At 51.4% G+C, this 17,066-nt stretch carries 15 protein-coding genes and 2 tRNA genes; 4 read left to right on the top strand and 13 right to left on the bottom strand.

Annotated elements, in window-relative coordinates; all coding sequences use genetic code 11:
• Positions 1-21 precede the first annotated feature (21 nt).
• Positions 22-1,128 (bottom strand): acyl-CoA dehydrogenase family protein, encoded by a 1,107-nt coding sequence (locus D9N13_RS10325; RefSeq protein WP_290589087.1) that lies wholly within the window; start codon positions 1,126-1,128, stop codon positions 22-24.
• A 146-nt stretch (positions 1,129-1,274) separates the two neighbouring features.
• Positions 1,275-1,973: a M48 family metallopeptidase gene (locus D9N13_RS10320; RefSeq protein WP_290589083.1), complete on the bottom strand. Its 699-nt coding sequence runs from the start codon at positions 1,971-1,973 to the stop codon at positions 1,275-1,277.
• 176 nt (positions 1,974-2,149) lie between these two features.
• Here D9N13_RS10320 and D9N13_RS10315 point away from each other — a divergent pair, with 176 nt between their 5' ends.
• Entirely contained in the window at positions 2,150-3,121 is a 972-nt protein-coding gene (locus tag D9N13_RS10315; RefSeq protein ID WP_290589080.1) for a hypothetical protein, read from the top strand.
• Between the two features lie 4 nt (positions 3,122-3,125).
• Positions 3,126-3,551, top strand: a complete 426-nt coding sequence (locus tag D9N13_RS10310) for a YbaN family protein (RefSeq protein WP_290589077.1) — start codon at positions 3,126-3,128, stop codon at positions 3,549-3,551.
• Here D9N13_RS10310 and D9N13_RS10305 read toward each other — a convergent pair.
• Together D9N13_RS10305 and D9N13_RS10300 are read right to left on the bottom strand one after the other, a co-directional pair.
• Entirely contained in the window at positions 3,548-3,877 is a 330-nt protein-coding gene (locus tag D9N13_RS10305; RefSeq protein ID WP_290589074.1) for a BolA family protein, read from the bottom strand. The two genes, D9N13_RS10310 and D9N13_RS10305, sit on opposite strands and share 4 nt — an antisense overlap.
• Before the next feature lie 42 nt (positions 3,878-3,919).
• Complete coding sequence (locus tag D9N13_RS10300) at positions 3,920-6,628, bottom strand: EAL domain-containing protein (RefSeq protein WP_290589071.1); 2,709 nt, start codon at positions 6,626-6,628, stop codon at positions 3,920-3,922.
• Positions 6,629-6,946: 318 nt separating this feature from the next.
• On the opposite strand from D9N13_RS10300, the gene D9N13_RS10295 reads away from it, so the two are divergent.
• Entirely contained in the window at positions 6,947-7,246 is a 300-nt protein-coding gene (locus D9N13_RS10295) for a hypothetical protein (protein WP_290589068.1), read from the top strand.
• Positions 7,247-7,335: 89 nt separating this feature from the next.
• Positions 7,336-8,316, top strand: a complete 981-nt coding sequence (locus D9N13_RS10290) for a malate dehydrogenase (protein ID WP_290589065.1) — start codon at positions 7,336-7,338, stop codon at positions 8,314-8,316.
• A gap of 73 nt (positions 8,317-8,389) precedes the next feature.
• On the opposite strand, the gene rraA is transcribed toward D9N13_RS10290, so the two are convergent.
• From rraA to gltX, 9 genes are all read right to left on the bottom strand, one after another.
• Positions 8,390-8,878, bottom strand: coding sequence for a ribonuclease E activity regulator RraA (rraA, locus tag D9N13_RS10285; RefSeq protein WP_290589062.1), 489 nt, complete (start codon positions 8,876-8,878; stop codon positions 8,390-8,392).
• A gap of 23 nt (positions 8,879-8,901) precedes the next feature.
• A complete protein-coding gene (locus D9N13_RS10280; RefSeq protein WP_290589059.1) occupies positions 8,902-9,576 on the bottom strand; it encodes an NAD-dependent epimerase/dehydratase family protein in 675 nt (224 codons plus the stop codon).
• A 27-nt stretch (positions 9,577-9,603) separates the two neighbouring features.
• Entirely contained in the window at positions 9,604-11,865 is a 2,262-nt protein-coding gene (locus D9N13_RS10275) for a response regulator (protein ID WP_290589056.1), read from the bottom strand.
• 101 nt (positions 11,866-11,966) lie between these two features.
• Positions 11,967-13,370 carry a hypothetical protein gene (locus D9N13_RS10270; RefSeq protein WP_290589052.1) on the bottom strand — a complete coding sequence of 468 codons (1,404 nt, stop codon included), beginning with the start codon at positions 13,368-13,370 and terminating at the stop codon, positions 11,967-11,969.
• 83 nt (positions 13,371-13,453) lie between these two features.
• Positions 13,454-14,257, bottom strand: a complete 804-nt coding sequence (locus D9N13_RS10265) for an outer membrane lipoprotein-sorting protein (RefSeq protein WP_290589049.1) — start codon at positions 14,255-14,257, stop codon at positions 13,454-13,456.
• A gap of 484 nt (positions 14,258-14,741) precedes the next feature.
• On the bottom strand, positions 14,742-15,095 hold the full coding sequence (locus D9N13_RS10260) for a hypothetical protein (RefSeq protein WP_290589046.1): 354 nt from the start codon (positions 15,093-15,095) through the stop codon (positions 14,742-14,744).
• 64 nt (positions 15,096-15,159) lie between these two features.
• A tRNA-Glu gene (locus D9N13_RS10255) sits at positions 15,160-15,235 on the bottom strand.
• 26 nt (positions 15,236-15,261) lie between these two features.
• Positions 15,262-15,337: transfer RNA gene (locus tag D9N13_RS10250), tRNA-Ala, on the bottom strand.
• A 115-nt stretch (positions 15,338-15,452) separates the two neighbouring features.
• Entirely contained in the window at positions 15,453-16,937 is a 1,485-nt protein-coding gene (gene gltX, locus D9N13_RS10245; RefSeq protein ID WP_290589043.1) for a glutamate--tRNA ligase, read from the bottom strand.
• Positions 16,938-17,066: the final 129 nt, after the last annotated feature.

Here is a 17,066-nt window from a genome sequence, read left to right as displayed (position 1 = left end):
TCTGATGCCGGACGGACTGCCTTAAATACACGCTGCGCCTTGCAGCAAAGCGGCCGCGCGCAGGTTGCGATACCAGAGTTCCACGGGATGTTCGCGAATAAACCCATGGCCTCCCAACAGCTGTACCCCATTGGTACCGATCTCCATGGCTTTTTCCGCACAAAAAGCGCGGCACCAATAGGCGTTCTCATGAAAATCCAGGCCCTGCTCGGCACGGGAGGCAGCCCGATACACCATCAAACGCATGGCTTCCAGTTCCGTGGCCATGTCCGCCACCATGAAGGCCACCGATTGCCGATGGGATATGGGCTCGCCAAATGCCGTGCGCTCATTCACATAGGGCACCACGTAATCCAGCACCGCCTGACAACACCCCACCGTCACTGCCGCCAGCCCGATACTGGACAAATCCAGTAACCGGTTGAGGTCCACATTGATGCGCGCCGATGGCGGTACCACCACATCCTCCAACGCAACCCGATTCAAACTCAATGGCCGCAGCCCCATAAACGATTCCCGGGTGATGCTGACACCCTCGGCATCCCGCTCCACCACAAAACCGGCATGGCTGCCCTCGCCTTCAACAGACGCCAGCACCAGAATAAAACGGGCCTGGTCCGCCAGCGGCACCAGATTCTTCACACCGTTGATGCGATACCCATCGGCAACGGGTTGGGCCAGGGTCTGCAACTCACTGGCCTCAAAGGTGGCACGGGGCTCCATCAGGGCTATGGTAGCCGTCTCAGGCTGTTCGGATGCCATGGGGGTGAGATACGTCTCTTGCTGCGCCTGCGTGCCAAAGTCCAGCACTGCATTGACAAAACTCAGCGGGGTAAGCGCGCCAATGGCGAGCCCCATATCCCCTTCCCCCAGATCTTCCGCGTTGAGCATGTTGGCAATGGGAGAGCGCTGCATACCGGCACCACCCAATGCCTCCGGTATCGGCATCAGGCAAAGCCCCAGTTCATTGGCCTGCTTATAGAAGCCCGCCGGCGCCTGGGCCGCTTCGTCGGCCTGACGCATAACAGGCTTGATATGGGATGCCACGAACCGGCGCAAGGATTCGCGAGTAATGCGCTGCTCTTCGGTTAAGGTCAAATCGAAGCAGGCAGGAGGTTGATCGGACATGTTGGTTCCCTCTGAGTCATAGGTGAATACCCGCGCTTTTTAATTGGTTTGATTAAACGCTTGTTTTAATCCTATGGCAGAGGTAAATCATCCAACAATGATCAAAAGTGACAAACCCAGGTCAATTCGCGTACTGGCTATCCATCTCAATACAGCAGGCTTAAGCGATTGAGCATGGCATCATGGGTTTTCCAGTCCGGCATGGCCTGGTCCATGAGCCGGTAGAAATGTCGACTGTGGTTGAATTCCAACAGGTGGCAAAGCTCATGGACAATCACCACGTCCACACAATTGAGGGGATAACGCGCCAGGTGGGTGTTGATGATGATCTTGCCGTTGCTGCGGCAGGTGCCCCAACGCCGTTTCATGGCTCGAATGTGCAGGGTCGATACAGGTAAATTCAGCTGCCTCATATGCCCCTGCCAATGGTCATGGCGTTCGGTGAACAGCGCCAGAGCCTGCTGGCGGAACCAGCCCTGAACCCGGCGTTCAATCAACTCGACGGAATCATCGGCCTGACCCGGCAACACAATATCCACACCATCCCCGTCCAGATGATGAATGATCTGCTGCTCACCCAGGAAATAAACGGGTTCACCCCAGCGATAGGTTGGCTCAAATCGCTGTGGGCGGCGGGCAATACTCTGCAGCTGCTTTTCAATCCAGTTGCGTTTTAATGCCACGAAGTCATCGGCTTCCTTACGGGACACAAAGTGCGGTACCCGCACTTCCACACCCTGCTCCGCACTCACGTATATCCCTATGGTTTTGCGCCGTGCGTACTTCACGCGGTAGGTCCATTGGGATGGAGTGTCACCTTGCGCACTCTTCTGATCAAATTTCATTCTAATCTCGTTATGAATGCCAAAAAAACGTCATTTTGCTGGCCAAAAATTAATTCGAACATAACCTGTTGATAAGAAATATCTTATTGTTTTTCAATTAGTTACATCGATGCCAACGGTAAAAATTGTTCTAACCTGAAATCAGGGAAGTTCAATATCCACCAGGAAGCAGGCCCATGCCCATCCTCAAACCGCTGCCCAAATTACTGAATGCAATCATCATTTTATCCGGCTTGTTGTTGGCGTCTACCGGCGCGCAAGCCTACTACGATGTACAACCGCTCTCAGCCTACGAGCTGGAATTCAATACCGGGGTCGGCAATGCCCGGGGCACTCTGTCCTGGAACATATCCGGCGGCGAAAACGGCCCCAACATCCTCTCGGAACTCACATACCGGGACGTCAATTTCCGCCAGTTTACCATGTCCTCCACCCTGAAAATGAAGCGGGGCTGGCTGGCAAACCATGACCTGATGGTAAGCTTCAGTACGGGAACCGCCAATGAAGGTACCGTACAGGATTCCGACTACGATGGTGACAACCGTACCCAGGAATACAGCCGCAGTCTGTCTTCTGCCGTGGATTCCAAAATGCAGGATATCAACCTGGGCCTGGCACGACGCATTCGCCTGGATTCACATCAAACATTGAGGCCGATGCTGGGTTACACCCACAAAACCCAGAACATGCTCATGACCGAGGGCGTGCAGACCATCAACACCGACAACCCAACGGCCATCGGCCCATTCCGGGGCACCTTGAAAAGCACCTATGATACACAATGGGACAGCCTCTGGTTGGGCCTGGGTTGGAATCTGGAGACACGGCACCATCAGCTGGGATTAAGCGCCCGCTATGAATGGTTGAATTACGCTGCGGTAGCTGACTGGAACCTACGCAGTGATTTTTCGCACCCCAAAAGTTTTGAACAGTCGGCCACCGGGAACGGATTTGGTTTGAACCTGGATTACGCGTTCAAATTCAACCAGACGCTTTCCCTGTGGATAAACTGGCAGCAGAGAAGCTGGAATACCGACCCAGGTCAAGACACTGTCTATTTCGCCGATGGGTCACGTGGTACAACCCAATTGAATGAGGTAAGCTGGAAGGAATCTGGCATCGCGACGGGCATGATTCTACACTTTTAGAGCCATGGATGAACACAAACCAATAAACATCGTATTACGATACAGCCTGATTTTCATTGGCTGGGCATCGGTGGTACTGGGTGTGGTGGGTATTTTCCTGCCCTTACTCCCCACCACCCCTTTCCTGCTGTTGGCCGCAAGCTGTTTTGCCAAGAGTTCCAAGCGGTTTCACGATTGGCTGTTGAATCAACCGCAGTTGGGGCCTTATCTGCACCTGTATCTGGACGGCAAGGGCATTCCGGTAAAAGCCAAGGTCTATATCCTTATCATTCTCTGGTGCACCATCTCAACGTCGGCGTACTTTTTTGTTAATCCCATTCCGCTGAAGTTTTTGCTGCTGGGCATTGCCGCGGCTGTATCCATCCACATTATTCGCATGCCGACCCTGGAACTCCCGAACAAGGCCGGCGCCCTCGACAATCAATGCTAACCTGCTTTGCTGCCGCCCATACATTGGGGCGAAGCCGGGCTCACCGCTCCGCTACGGTTCCATTCATCCGCCGTGTAGGTGTGTATTGCCAGTGCATGCACGGGGCCTGCCACTTCCTCAGCCAAGGCCTTATAGATCATCTGATGCCGGGCCACGGAACGCTTGCCTGAGAACTGATCGGACACCACCACCACTTTAAAGTGGGTTTCGGAACCAGGCGGTACACTGTGCATATGGCTTTCGTTTACCACATCCAGCAGCACGGGTTGAAAGGTTGTCGTCAATTTGGATTCAATGGCACTCTGAACCGGTCTGGATTCTTGCATCACGTCGCTCCTCCACATTTCTGCGCCATTATACCTGATCCGTTAAGCGCGTTGATAGCGGGAACGACGCATGCTGCTTTTACCTAACTTATATTCACTGGCTTTGACCGGTGCAGCAAAGAAGTGGCCTTGAGCGAAACTGCACCCCATTTTCTCAAGTTGCGCCAGGGTACCCTCATCCTCTACGCCATGAATCACCAGTTTGATGTCCTGCTCCCGACATAACCGAATCAGCGCTACCACCGAGTCGTAATGAAATTTGTTTTCCAAGCGGGCTACAATCCGCTGATCAAGCTTTACCTCGGTCACCGGCAGGCTGCTCATGTAGCTGGGGTTGCTGTAGGCGGCGCCGAACTCATCAATGGTCAAACCAATCCCCATGGCACGAATCCGATTAAGGGATTCCCGGGTAATACTGGGGTCCTCAATGATGGCGGCTTCCTTGATTTCAAATGACAACATCTTTGACGGCATGTGATAGCGAGTCAGCAACATACCAACCTCTTCCAGAAAACGGTCTTCCCGCAAACATTTCGGAGACAGATTAACGGAAAGCTTGATCGGGTTTTCCTCCGGATCCACCGCCGAAAGGTAAGAGCAAATGGCCTGTTCCATAACTTTCAACGTCAACTCGGCAACAAAACCACCCACTTCCGCCAGATAAAAAATTTCGTTGGGACTGATTTTTTCGCCCGGGTCCGTATCCCAACGGGTCAACACTTCCACACCACAGGTAAGCTTGCTTTTGAGATCGTAAATGGGCTGAAAGTACAATGTAATGTGGTTTTCCTGAATCGCTTCCCGCAGTTGATTGATCATACTGATATTGCGCGGGTTGTACTGATCCACCGATTCCAACTCGTAGGATTTTTTAAGGTTCTTTGCAGTATCCACCTCCAATGCGCGCTTTGCATGTTGATACAACGCATCGTAGCTGGCGTCAAAATCGCTTAATCGGGCGACGCCAAATGACACGCCGGGCTGCAACCCCATACCCTGATAGAAAAAAGGCCGCTGCATTGAGGATTCCACCTCATCCACCGCAAAATTCACCGCCACGTCGTCCATGGAACGCAGCAAAAACGCAAAACGATTGGCTTCCAGCACCGCCATTGGCACGTACTGTCCATTGAATTCTTTTAACGGCACAACCCCTTGAATGCTACGCAAAACAATACTCAAGCGCTTGGTGGCACGGGTCAACAGTTCATTTCGCGCCGCATGACCCAGCTTGCTTTCCACCAAGCCCAAGTGGTGTAATTCCACAAACACCAGCGTCACTGCCTCTCCCGTTTCGGCAACCGCGTCCACCACTTTGCGGGACACCGCCTCCAATACCTCTTCGCCGGGAAATTCGCGCAAGGTATCGCGCAACACCTTTTTCTGGATCTGTTCCTCGGTATACTTCAACTCCAGCATGGTCTCCTGCTGTTGAGTCAACCCCTTGCGCTTTTGGAAACGTTCCTTCTGAATCTGGGAGGCGATTCCCAGGGACAACGTAATACCCAGTATGCCCAGCGCGAACTCTTTCATATGCCGGGTGACGTCATTAACCGGAATCAATCCCAGTTGGCCGAACTGATAAACCGAATAGCCCAAAACAAAGACCGACCAACCGGCGAGAAAATATCGGGTAGCCCGATCCGACACATCCAAGGAGGCGATCACCGATGGAATGAAAAACAATAACCCTGCCACTGCGAAGCCGGCAAAAAACAGGGTCAGGGGCACGAGCCCGGTCACCAGCGCCAAGCCCAACAGAATGGCCAGACCCAGTGAGATTTTCAGACAACGCTCCACGATGGGATGATTGACTGTTGTCTGCAAGAACGCCCGGGTAAACAGCACCGCGCCGGCAAGGGCAAAGCACTGCAGCAGAGCACCAAACCCAACCCATTTGAACAAGGCGTTATCCCCGCCGAACTGTGCCAGAAATCCTTCCGTGTGAGCGGTGATCAGCAAGCCACACACAAGAAAAAAAGACAGATACAGATACATGGACTCCCGCAGGGACACCATCACGAACAAGTTGTATACGATGAGTACCGCGAGGCCACCAAACAACAGCCCCCAACCCGGCAAGGTCTTGCGTTTGTGCAACTGGTAGGCTTTCTCTTGCCAGATCTTGGCGGTGAACGACATGGCACCACGAACATCCAACCTGATATACAGCTCATGGGTATCATTGGCGGCCAATTCGAAGGGGTAAACCAGATAACGACCCTGCTCCGGAGCAATGGCCACAAAGGCCCCGGCATGTCTGGAACCGGCCTTTGCCAGGTACATGGCGGAGCCCTGCAGGTGGGGATTCTCCAACACCAGCACCCAACGGGAATGCATACCCATGACTCTTGAGCTTTCACGAATGCGCGCCCGCAACCAGAAAACCTGGTTGGTCATGGAGTTCAGGAAAGTCTGGGACTGCAGGGGTTCAAAAGCGTGGTCCGGTAGCGCCAATATTTCTTCCAATTTGGCGACACCGGTAGGGTCTGAGGTGATTTCCAGGTAGGTGGAAACATCCAGCTGTTTAGCACCAAAACTGTTCACCAGCACCGATAACTTGGATTCGGTGGAAACCAGCCTGGTTGATGCAAAAGTGGACGATTGGAACAACAACAGGCCTACCAGACAGAGTGCCTGGCACAGTGCTGTAAAACGGATATCAGTTAATGTCAGCAACGGAATCGACAAAACCAGACGCTCCTGCCACCGACGTGCGCAATCAAACCCTTCATACAGAATCTTGACCATTTAGTGTGACACTTGACCCGTTTGGATCCCCGGTGTCTTGACGCTGGCCAGATTCCTTGGCATCTAATATGCACATATAAAGCATGGAACGTGCACTCATGTCTTCTGGAATACAAAATAGACTTAGGTTAATGATTTGTCTATTAAATTGGGCCTTTAAAGTCCATAAAGAGGAACTGTTGCACACTTTTTGACCGATTACAGTAATTATCTATCAACTTATTGAAAACTAAAGTAAATCGATTACGTGCCGATAATGAATAGTAAGAACCCGATAATCGCAGTTGTTCTGTAACAGAGGCCTCTGAAATGCTGTTGATGCCAAGAATTCACCGCCGCACCATAGAGAGATTGAAATCCAATCGCTCCATTAAGGTGTATGCCAGTGAACGCAGCAAGGCCGTTGAGCAGCATCAACGCCCTCAATTTATTGATCGCCGTGCTGTAAAAGAACGCCGGCGGCAGAATATACCGGTAAAAACCGACCGCCGACGCCAGGATCGTCGCAATGCCCATCACAAACTGAGACCTGAAATCCGTTCTTTACTGGAGAACTCCGGCGACCACAATCCGGCCACCATTCAGCGTGGCGGCGTCTACATCGACGAAGATGTATGACCAACTATTGCAACAAATCATTGGTATTTGGGCCCCCAGATGCATAGAATTGTGCGTCTTAAAAAACAGGATGACAGGAGATCGAACCAATGAAACAACCTGTACGTGTCGTCGTTACTGGTGCAGCTGGTCAAATCAGCTACTCACTGCTTTTCCGCATCGCCGCTGGTGAGATGCTGGGCCTCGACCAACCCGTAATTCTTCAGATGCTCGAAATCACACCAGCCCTGGAGGCCCTGAAGGGCGTTGCCATGGAACTGGACGATTGTGCTTTCCCTTTGCTGCACGACATGGTTATCACTGACGATCCCAATGTAGCGTATAAAGATGCTGACTACGCATTGCTGGTTGGTGCCCGCCCCCGCGGCCCCGGCATGGAGCGTAAAGACCTGCTGGAAGCCAACGCCGCCATATTCTCGGTGCAGGGCAAGGCCATTAACGAACATGCCAGCCGGGACATCAAGGTTCTGGTTGTGGGCAACCCGGCCAATACCAATGCGCTGATTACCCAACGTAACGCACCGGACATCAACCCCCGTCAATTCACGGCCATGACCCGTTTGGATCACAACCGGGCCTTGACGCAACTGGCCCAGAAAACCGGTTCTTCCATCAACGACATCACCAAGATGACCATCTGGGGCAACCACTCTTCCACTCAATACCCTGACATTTCCAAAGCCCTGATCAGCGGTGAAGCGGCAGAGCCCAAGGTAGAACAGGACTGGTACCGCAATGAGTTTATTCCCGTTGTACAGCAACGGGGGGCAGCCATCATCAAGGCTCGCGGTGCATCCAGTGCCGCCTCGGCCGCCAACGCTGCCATCTTCCACATGCGGGACTGGGCGCTGGGCAGCGCTGAAAACGATTGGGTGAGCATGGGTGTTTACAGTGACGGCAGCTACGGCATTGCCGAAGGCCTGATCTACTCTTTCCCCTGTGTTTGCAAAAACGGTGACTGGGAAATCGTACAGGGACTGGAAATCAGTGATTTCAGTTCCGAAAAGATGAAGGCCACTGAAACGGAACTGAGCGAAGAACGGGACGCCGTAGCTCATCTGCTGCCTTAAGCAGACGATTTCAGCGCAGGCACAAAAAAACCGGCTTCAGGCCGGTTTTTTTGTGCCTGCGGATCTTCCAGTGTTATTCCGGCATACTCAACGCCTGCTCAGAAACAATGATGCCGTTGTTATCCGCATAAACGTATTCACCAGGATGAAAAGTCACCCCACCAAAGGTAATGGGTATGTTCAAATCCCCACGCCCCTGACGATTGCTCTTGATGGGAATGGTCCGCAGCGCCTGAACGCCCAACTGTGTTTTTCGGATTTCATCAACATCCCGAATACAGCCGTAAATAATCAAGCCGGCCCAATTGTTCTGAGCAGCCTTCTCCGCCAGCATATCCCCAAGCAAGGCGCAGCGCAGAGAGCCGCCCCCGTCAACAACCATCACTTTTCCTGCACCGGGATTTGCCACATGCTCCTTCACCAGGGAATTATCCTCGTGGCATTTCACAGTAACAATCTGGCCACCAAACGCTTCCCGTCCACCATAATTGGTGAACAAAGGTTCAACTATCCGCACTATATCGGGATAAGCGTCACACAGATCAGGGGTAACTATGTTCACTTCGACACCTCACACTCACGACTTTATGTGGTTGCCAGTTTAACAATCTTGTCATGGCGATACACCCTGACTTTCGGCTTGTCACCCACATCATGCTGACTGTCCAAACAGTCATTGACCATGGCACGCGCCACCACCTCCGCGTCTATGGCCTTATAGTCTGACAAACCACCCATCAATAACGGGTTGAACAAGGGGGCGAGTTTTGCCGCGGCCAATTCACCCAGCCTTTGTTCCTGCCGATCGCCTAACAGCAAGGAAGGTTGAAATATGGATAACACCGGGTATTCCAATTCACGCAGATGGGATTCCAGCTCCCCCTTGATCCGGGAATAGAAAACAGGTGATCGCTCATAGGCGCCGATGGCCGACACCAATGAAAAGGTTTTGGCTGAATGGGCTCTGCCCAATTCGGCAGCGTCCAGGCAGTATTGATAATCCACCTGCCGGAACCGCGCCCGGCTGCCGGCCTGCTTAATGGTTGTACCGAGACAACAGATAATGGCATCCACTTCAAACAGCTCCGGGTATTCGTCAAGCCGATCGAAGTCCACCAGGACATTATGCAGAGACTGATCTCGCATACACAACGACCGCCGGGTTGGGGCAATCGTCTCCGTCACTTTCTTATTATTCAACAGGTAGGAAAGGCAATGATGCCCAATCAACCCCGTCGCCCCCAACAATAGAACTTTCATGGCTTTCCCTTAAACGAGCAATAGTCTCTAGGCCGTTTTCAGAGACGACGCCTGCTCAGCAGCATCGGGCCCCTTACCACCCAGCCATTGCCGCATTTTAGCATCCAGCTCTTCTATTTTGACAGGCTTGGATAGATAGTCGTCCATTCCACAGGCCAAACACTTCTGTTGTTCACCCTCTATGACGCTGGCGGTCATGGCAATAATGGGCAGTCGGCGCCCTCCTTCCATACCCTCCTCAGCCCCTTCTTTCTCGCGCCAGGCCCTGGTGGTCTCATAACCATCCAGCACCGGCATCTGACAATCCATCAATATCAGGTCGAACTCTTTTTCTTCCAGCATGCCCAAGGCTTCCTTACCATTGACAACACTGGTTACCAAATACCCCAACTTATTCAGCAATCCTTTGGCCACCATTTGGTTGACGGCGTTATCTTCCACCAGCAGCACCCGGCGCCCGATTATCTCCCCCATGCCACTGTCTGGCCGCTCCGTGGAATCGGCAGGTTGATCCAGATCAAAGCAAGCAATCAGTGCGCGACACAGTTTTTCCCGTGTGATGGGCTTGCTCAACCATTCCACACTGAGGGTTGAATCCAGCCCCATACGCATTACATCGGCACGTTGCGCCAACGAAGAAAGCACTATGACTTGAGGCTGCATCTTGATGTGATCGGATCGCTGAATGGCATCCACCAGCGTCAGGTCCATGGGTTGCAGTACCGGCATATTAAAAAACAACAGGTCATAGGGTCGGTGCATGGCCTCGGCTTCGCTGATAATACCCGTTACCGCTTCACTGGATGCAACAGACTCAACGATCATGTCCCAGGTGGATAGCTGATATAGCAATGCTTCCAGTACGCCACCCTCGGCACCGATGATCAACACACGCTTGTTCAGCAATTCTTTGTTGAGCGCCAACTTCTGCGCTTGCTGGGTGGACAACGGCATGCGTACGGTAAACCAGAATTCCGTTCCCCGCTTTTCATCCGTGGTAAACCCGATGTCCCCCTGCATGCACTCCACCAAACCTTTACTGATGGCCAGCCCCAGGCCAGTTCCCCCCTGGGTGAGATCCCGGGTGGTCAACTTCTTGGAGAAAGCATCAAACAGATTATCCTGAATGGCCGGATCGATGCCGCGCCCATTATCTCTTACCGAGATTCTCAGTTCCGCCAGACGTTCCTCCACTTTGGACATGGCAACATGAATCACAATGTCCGTGCCGTCACTGTATTTGATGGCATTGGAAACCAGGTTGTTTATCAATTGTGACAATCGACCCTGATCACCTTTCACCCGAACAGGAATATCCTCTTCAAAGGTACAACTCAATTCCATGCCTTTTTCATGGGCCCGCGGCCCCAATAGTTCCAGTGTCTGATCAACGCAACGCTTTACATGAAAAATATTCTCGTTTAACTGCACCTGGCCGGACGTTATCCTGGAAAAATCAACGATATCATCAATCAGGCTCAATAACCCTTCGCCGGATTGCACCGCCAAATTTTGCAATTCCCGCTGCTGAGAACTCAGTTCGGTATCATCCAATAATGCCAACATGCCCAAAACATTGTTCATGGGTGTTCTGATTTCATGGGTTATATTCGACAGGAATTCAGTTTTAAACTGACTGGCGCTGTTCGCTTCACTGGCAGCATGGGCCAGGTCCCTGGCCTGTATGTGCAGCTCATGATGAACTCGCACATTATCCCAATGGCGGATGAAGAGGATGCGGGATTGCCTGAGCAACATCACAAGCAAAACGAACATGCCCACAGCAATGGTCAAACCATTGATATCAGCCAGCACCGAATAGGCCACGATGGCAGGCGCCAGATTACTGAACAGTTTCACTGCGTTGCGCTGATTATAGGGAGACCACTCCACATTGTTGATGGCAGATGAGCCCACCATATACAGCGACAACAAGAATCCGTTAACGGACAGCTTGTCCTGCAAAATAACCAGGGCACAGAATAAACCCATGCTCAGCGCAATGACTATTTGTAAGCCAATGAACATATTTCGCCATCGGGCAGGGCCAGCGCCGTAACTGGGGTCAAAACGTATACACAAGTAGAACGCAGGCGTGGAGAACAGCAATAACGCAGTACCCCACGACAAAGTCAGCTCGGGATAGCGCACATAGTATTCCCCAATGGAGGCAATAAAGAAAAAAATCAGTAAGTTGGCCGCCATAAAAAAGCGGCTGTGCAACGCCAGATTGTAATCAATCTTGCGCAGAATTTTACGATCCTTCAAAAGCTTTCTGTCTTGATCCATGTGATACAGTTCTTTGCCGGCTATGTTCTTATTCAGTATAGCCAGATCTCACTATAAGCCTGCGTTTTCCAACGTTTTTTTATCACCAAACGCTATTTTGATCAGTAATAATAGGTCAGTTTGACCTGAACGTAGTCGTCGCTTTCAATCACACTGATCTTACGACTGGTATCAGACAGTTTCTGAAACTGTTGCAGAACATTCAAGCCGTACTCAGGGTCAAACAAGATCCCGATTCCATCTTCCTCAATCAAGCCCAGCAGAAAATCCACAACCTGGTTGTACGTTACTGAGTCGTCACCAAACAATTGGGACTGCAGTAAATCAGAAATGATCTCAACATTGGTGTCATCAACAGGAGGTGTACCTCGCTCAAGCACTGTGACTGCCTGAATTTCAATCTTTAAATCCGAGTACAAGCGCCGCTCAAATTCAAAAGACAGCACCTTCTCTTCTGTATCCGGATCCCACAGAAATCCGCCCTGCATGGTGGTGTCAAATTCATCATTAAAGGAGAAGCGCCCTCCCACTCCGAAATCGTGTTCAAGATAACCGGGAGCCAGATCATCCCGCGAATCTTTCATAAACTCGTTGATCAGAGTGAAATCAAGATCGGTGCCCATAATTCCGTAAAAACTGTATTCAACACCGGTTACTGCTGCCCAGTAATGTTCTCTTTCACTGCGAACACCGATGGCCTCAAACTTCACAGCCCAACCTTCATACAAATATTCAAGCTCCAGCCCCAATTGATCTTTATGATGATAATTGGGAATGAGCATTGGGTTATTCAAATCAAAATTAAAAGAATACCAGGGTTCACGGTCCACGCCGGAGAACAGTGATAAACCCATCTCTACATAATCGTTCAGGGGGCGTTGCCAACGGACGGCCCAGTCAATATCCCGTTGGCCTGCTTCCCTGGAATACTCCGGGTTATCGGTATCCACCGGAATCGGTGTGCGCAATCGGCCATCCGGCCCGGGAAAAGTTCGTTCGCGAAATCCCAGCAATAAATAGAAATCGAAGATGCCCCAGTCATGTACCAGCGACAGATTAACCATCGGCTGACCGAGTTTTTCATCGTCGCCATCCACCAGGTCATCCTGGTTGATTACATCCACCAGATTAATGAATTCCGTTTTACCCCAGAAAACCCGGCTGATTCCAGAGCGCAATTCCCAATCGTCCCCAACATGAATCCACAGCGCTTCCCTGATATCAAAGTGGGTACGATCGGAATCCTGATAGTCCAGCAAGAGATAGGGACGGAAAGTAAAGAGATCCAAACCGTCGTTCCATGAGGTGTAATACTCAGCACTCAGCCGCAATGCGACAGCGTGCTGAGATTGGCCAAATTCTCCGGGGTCCTTAAAGTAACGATACTCAAGGCCGGTCTCCGCGGTCCATTCGCCGCCCTCGAAAAAAGGTTCCAACACTGCGTTGGCATGGCTGCTGGCCATCAGGAAGGATGCCAGCAACACCCCCAGGAAAACATTCTTCATCAGGATACCACTCACCTGAACAAACAGTAATCAGGCGTCAAATAGAAAAATGCCGCGCTATGATGTTCCAGCGCGGCTTTTTCTTAACGAGCTCGTTTGAGGCTGTTTTTATTAAAATCGGATTCAGATAATCCTGTCTTAAAGGCAATATTGGTTTGCTTGAGCACCGTACTGCGGCCAGTCTGGTGATTGACCATGAGCAATTCACTTGGCCGCCAGAACTTACCTTCGTACTGCTTGAATCCATCCGTTGTCAGCGTCTTGAGATGACTGTTTTTACGATCATAGAATTCTGACTTCAGTGTTCGATAGTGCTCCTTGTCAACCCAGGAAACAATACGGGTGTAGCCCGAGTTCTTATCCACTGGATAACTCTCGACGACAAAGCAGTCCTGCCCTTCATAGGTTTCGTCCCGTAAATATTTATAGGTGTAATCCTCGATAGACTGACCACCGATATCTTCAAAAGAAAACTCGCTGCCCATGAAGGGCCCGGACTTTTTGCTGGACGCAATCTTCTTAACCCGCTTCAGAGCCGGCAGATACAGCCACTGGTCATCGTCTCGATTCTTGTGTTGATGGGTCAACAACGCAGTTCCTTTTTGATCACGGGGTGACAAAAACACCATCAGGGACATGTCGCCTTCGTCCCCTTTGCCTTCCAGCGCTTTTACCGACATTTCCCTCTCACTGGTGGCTTCCTGTTTGTTTTTCAGGATCATCAGCATTTCTGCCTGATTATCAACGAAGCCTTCATCACGATCCTCGGCTTCCTTGTAAATTTTGTAACCTTTTTCTTCCGGTGTTTCTGCGTGTAGGGGGGCAGTTGCAAATATTGAACAAGCGATAAAAAATGCAATTAACTTATTGTTTTTAATGTTACTCATACATATTAATCCCTATCTGAAACGGTCAACCCGCATATTAACACAGTGTATCCTGTATACATCAACCAAAGGGACTATATTCAATTCCGCCGGCACGCTTTGCCGGTGTTTGTTAGCGGATGCATGCCTGCTACCAATAAACCAATTGAAGCACTCTGTATACGGCATACTGAGCCTGACCAATTCAAAGCCTGCAGGATAATTTCGAGTAGCGCACCTTGAGCTGATGCCTTTTTCGGTGCCAGTTATCCATTTGCCTGGCGCTGCCCCCAGCCCGTCTCAGGCGGGTGTATTGCTTGATTTGTTGTTCAATCTTTTTGCAGGATGCCTGCGAACCAGGCTTTGCCTCCACAGATACAAGCGGTGACAACAACAATAGAAACAACAGCAGCCGAATCCCAAAAGGGCAGAATACCGGCCTGAGAAAACCAAGCACCGCCACGGCTTGCGGTTGCGTGATTTGCATAGAAGTCCGAGCCTCCATCTAACCTTCCCGCAAACGTCCGAGCAACCCAAGTTTCACCACTTTGGCCAAGGGTAAACGCCAAAGGTCAGCACGTTGATCGTAGACACCACCGGCATCCATCACTTGCCTGCGCACATCGACTTCATCAGCGGAAATATAGAGCCCAACGGATAACGCCAACTCTTCGGGGGAAAGGGGAAACGGCTTGGTGCGCACCGATGGTATCTCATCAACGATCAACTCGATGGTAGTAAATCGACGTTGGCGCTGTACATCTTTTCGATAACGCACACACACCAAGCGGTCACCATAGTGTGCCGTGAGTTTTTTAGTACCACTGTCTCCAGGGCGAAGGGTTTTGATAACTTCCATAACTGCCTCTCCATGACAAGTCCATGGTAGATAGACAGTAAAGTGGAAAGATTTTAAGAAGATATGGCGTCCCCTAGGGGACTCGAACCCCTGTTACCGCCGTGAAAGGGCGGTGTCCTAGGCCACTAGACGAAGGGGACGCAACGTGGTGAACTGCGTCAAAAATTGGTGGAGCTAGGCGGGATCGAACCGCCGACCTCTACAATGCCATTGTAGCGCTCTCCCAGCTGAGCTATAGCCCCGTACCGGTTAACCATCTGATTTTGAAGCTTATTTTGCCTCAACACAGAGAATCACCTGAAGAGGCTGCGAATTCTAAGGACGATCCGCAGACCTGTCAATACCTTTTCGGCGATTTTATAATTCCATGGCGCGGAATTCTTTTTCCCAGGCTTTGGCTTCTTTTTTACTGGGGGCCCCCAACACATCCAGAGCATGGCGTAATCGGGCCCGGGTCATATCGGAGCCCAGAATCACCATGGCATCCATAATAGACGGCGCAGCCGAGCGCCCGGATACGGCCACGAACAGCGGCATCATAAAGTCTTTCATCTTGAGCCCCAATGCCTGGGACAAGCCACTCAGGCTTTGACTGATGGTATCCCGATCCCAGCTGCGGACAGCCTCAAACTGCCACAAACTATATTGTAGGATTTTTCTGACCTGAAGCGCTTCCAGCTTACCGAATTCGAACTGTTCAGCCTGGATATCCAGCTGCCCTGCCACAAAAAAGTCGGCCAGTTTCACTATATCGGATAAAACTTCCAGCCGGGTCTGAATCAAGGGTAATACCGGCATCAGGTAATCTTCGTTGAAGGCCCAATCCCGCAGTTTCTGCGCCAATTGCTCGGGGGTGCAGGATTCGCGAATCCAGAGCCCATTCAACCAGCTCAATTTAGTGGTATCGAATACGGGGCCCCCCAAAGATACGCGCTGTATATCAAAATGCTCTATCATCGCCTGCAGGGTGAATTTCTCCGCTTCATCCGGCATGGACCACCCCATGCGCCCCAGATAGTTCACCACTGCTTCCGGCAAATAACCCATGCGCTTGTAGTAGTTGATACTGGTGGGGTTTTTACGCTTGCTCAACTTGCTCTTGTCGGGATTCCTCAACAACGGCATATGGCAGAGCACGGGCATATCCCAACCAAAGTACTGGTAGAGCAACTTGTGCTTGGGGGCAGAATTAATCCATTCCTCGCCGCGAATGACATGGCTGATGGCCATCAGGTGATCATCCACCACATTCGCCAGGTGATAGGTGGGCATACCATCGCTCTTCATCAAAATCTGCGCATCCACCTGCCCCCAATCCAATTCGATGGTACCGCGCAGCATGTCATTGACTTCGCATTTACCCTCTTCCGGTACCATCATTCGGATCACGTAGGGAGCACCTGCGGCCTTACGTTTTTCAACCTCGGCTGCGGGAAGCATCAGGTCAGAAGGTTTCAGAGCGGTATGCCGGCCATCGGCTTTGCGCGCTGCCCGCAACGCTTCCAGTTCTTCCGGGGTGCGGTAACAGATAAAGGCATGTCCGCTGTCCAGTAATGTTTGTGCATGTGCCTGGTAAATGGCAGAGCGCTCGCTCTGCCGGTATGGGCCGTATTCCCCCCCCACATCAGGGCCTTCATCCCAGTTCAACCCCAGCCAGCGCAACGATTCCAGAATCATAGACTCAGATTCATCCGTACTGCGAACCTGGTCGGTATCCTCAATGCGCAGGACAAACTTCCCACCCAGCTTGCGGGCGAACACCATGTTAAACAGGGCTATATACGCGGTACCCACATGAGGGTCGCCGGTGGGAGAAGGTGCGACACGGGTTCTTACTGACATCGGGTTAATCCTGTATTCGGGTTTCAGGGGCGCCATTATAGCCACTCCCCCTGAAGGTAAAAAGAGCTGCATGAAGTGCTATACTATCAGGCCGTTTAATGCGCCCCTGGCCTTGCAGTATTCATATCT

Source organism: Ketobacter sp. GenoA1 (assembly GCF_003671475.1).
Taxonomy (GTDB): domain Bacteria; phylum Pseudomonadota; class Gammaproteobacteria; order Pseudomonadales; family Ketobacteraceae; genus Ketobacter.
Note: the sequence above shows the minus strand (reverse complement) of the source record. Positions and strands in the feature narration are given on the sequence as shown.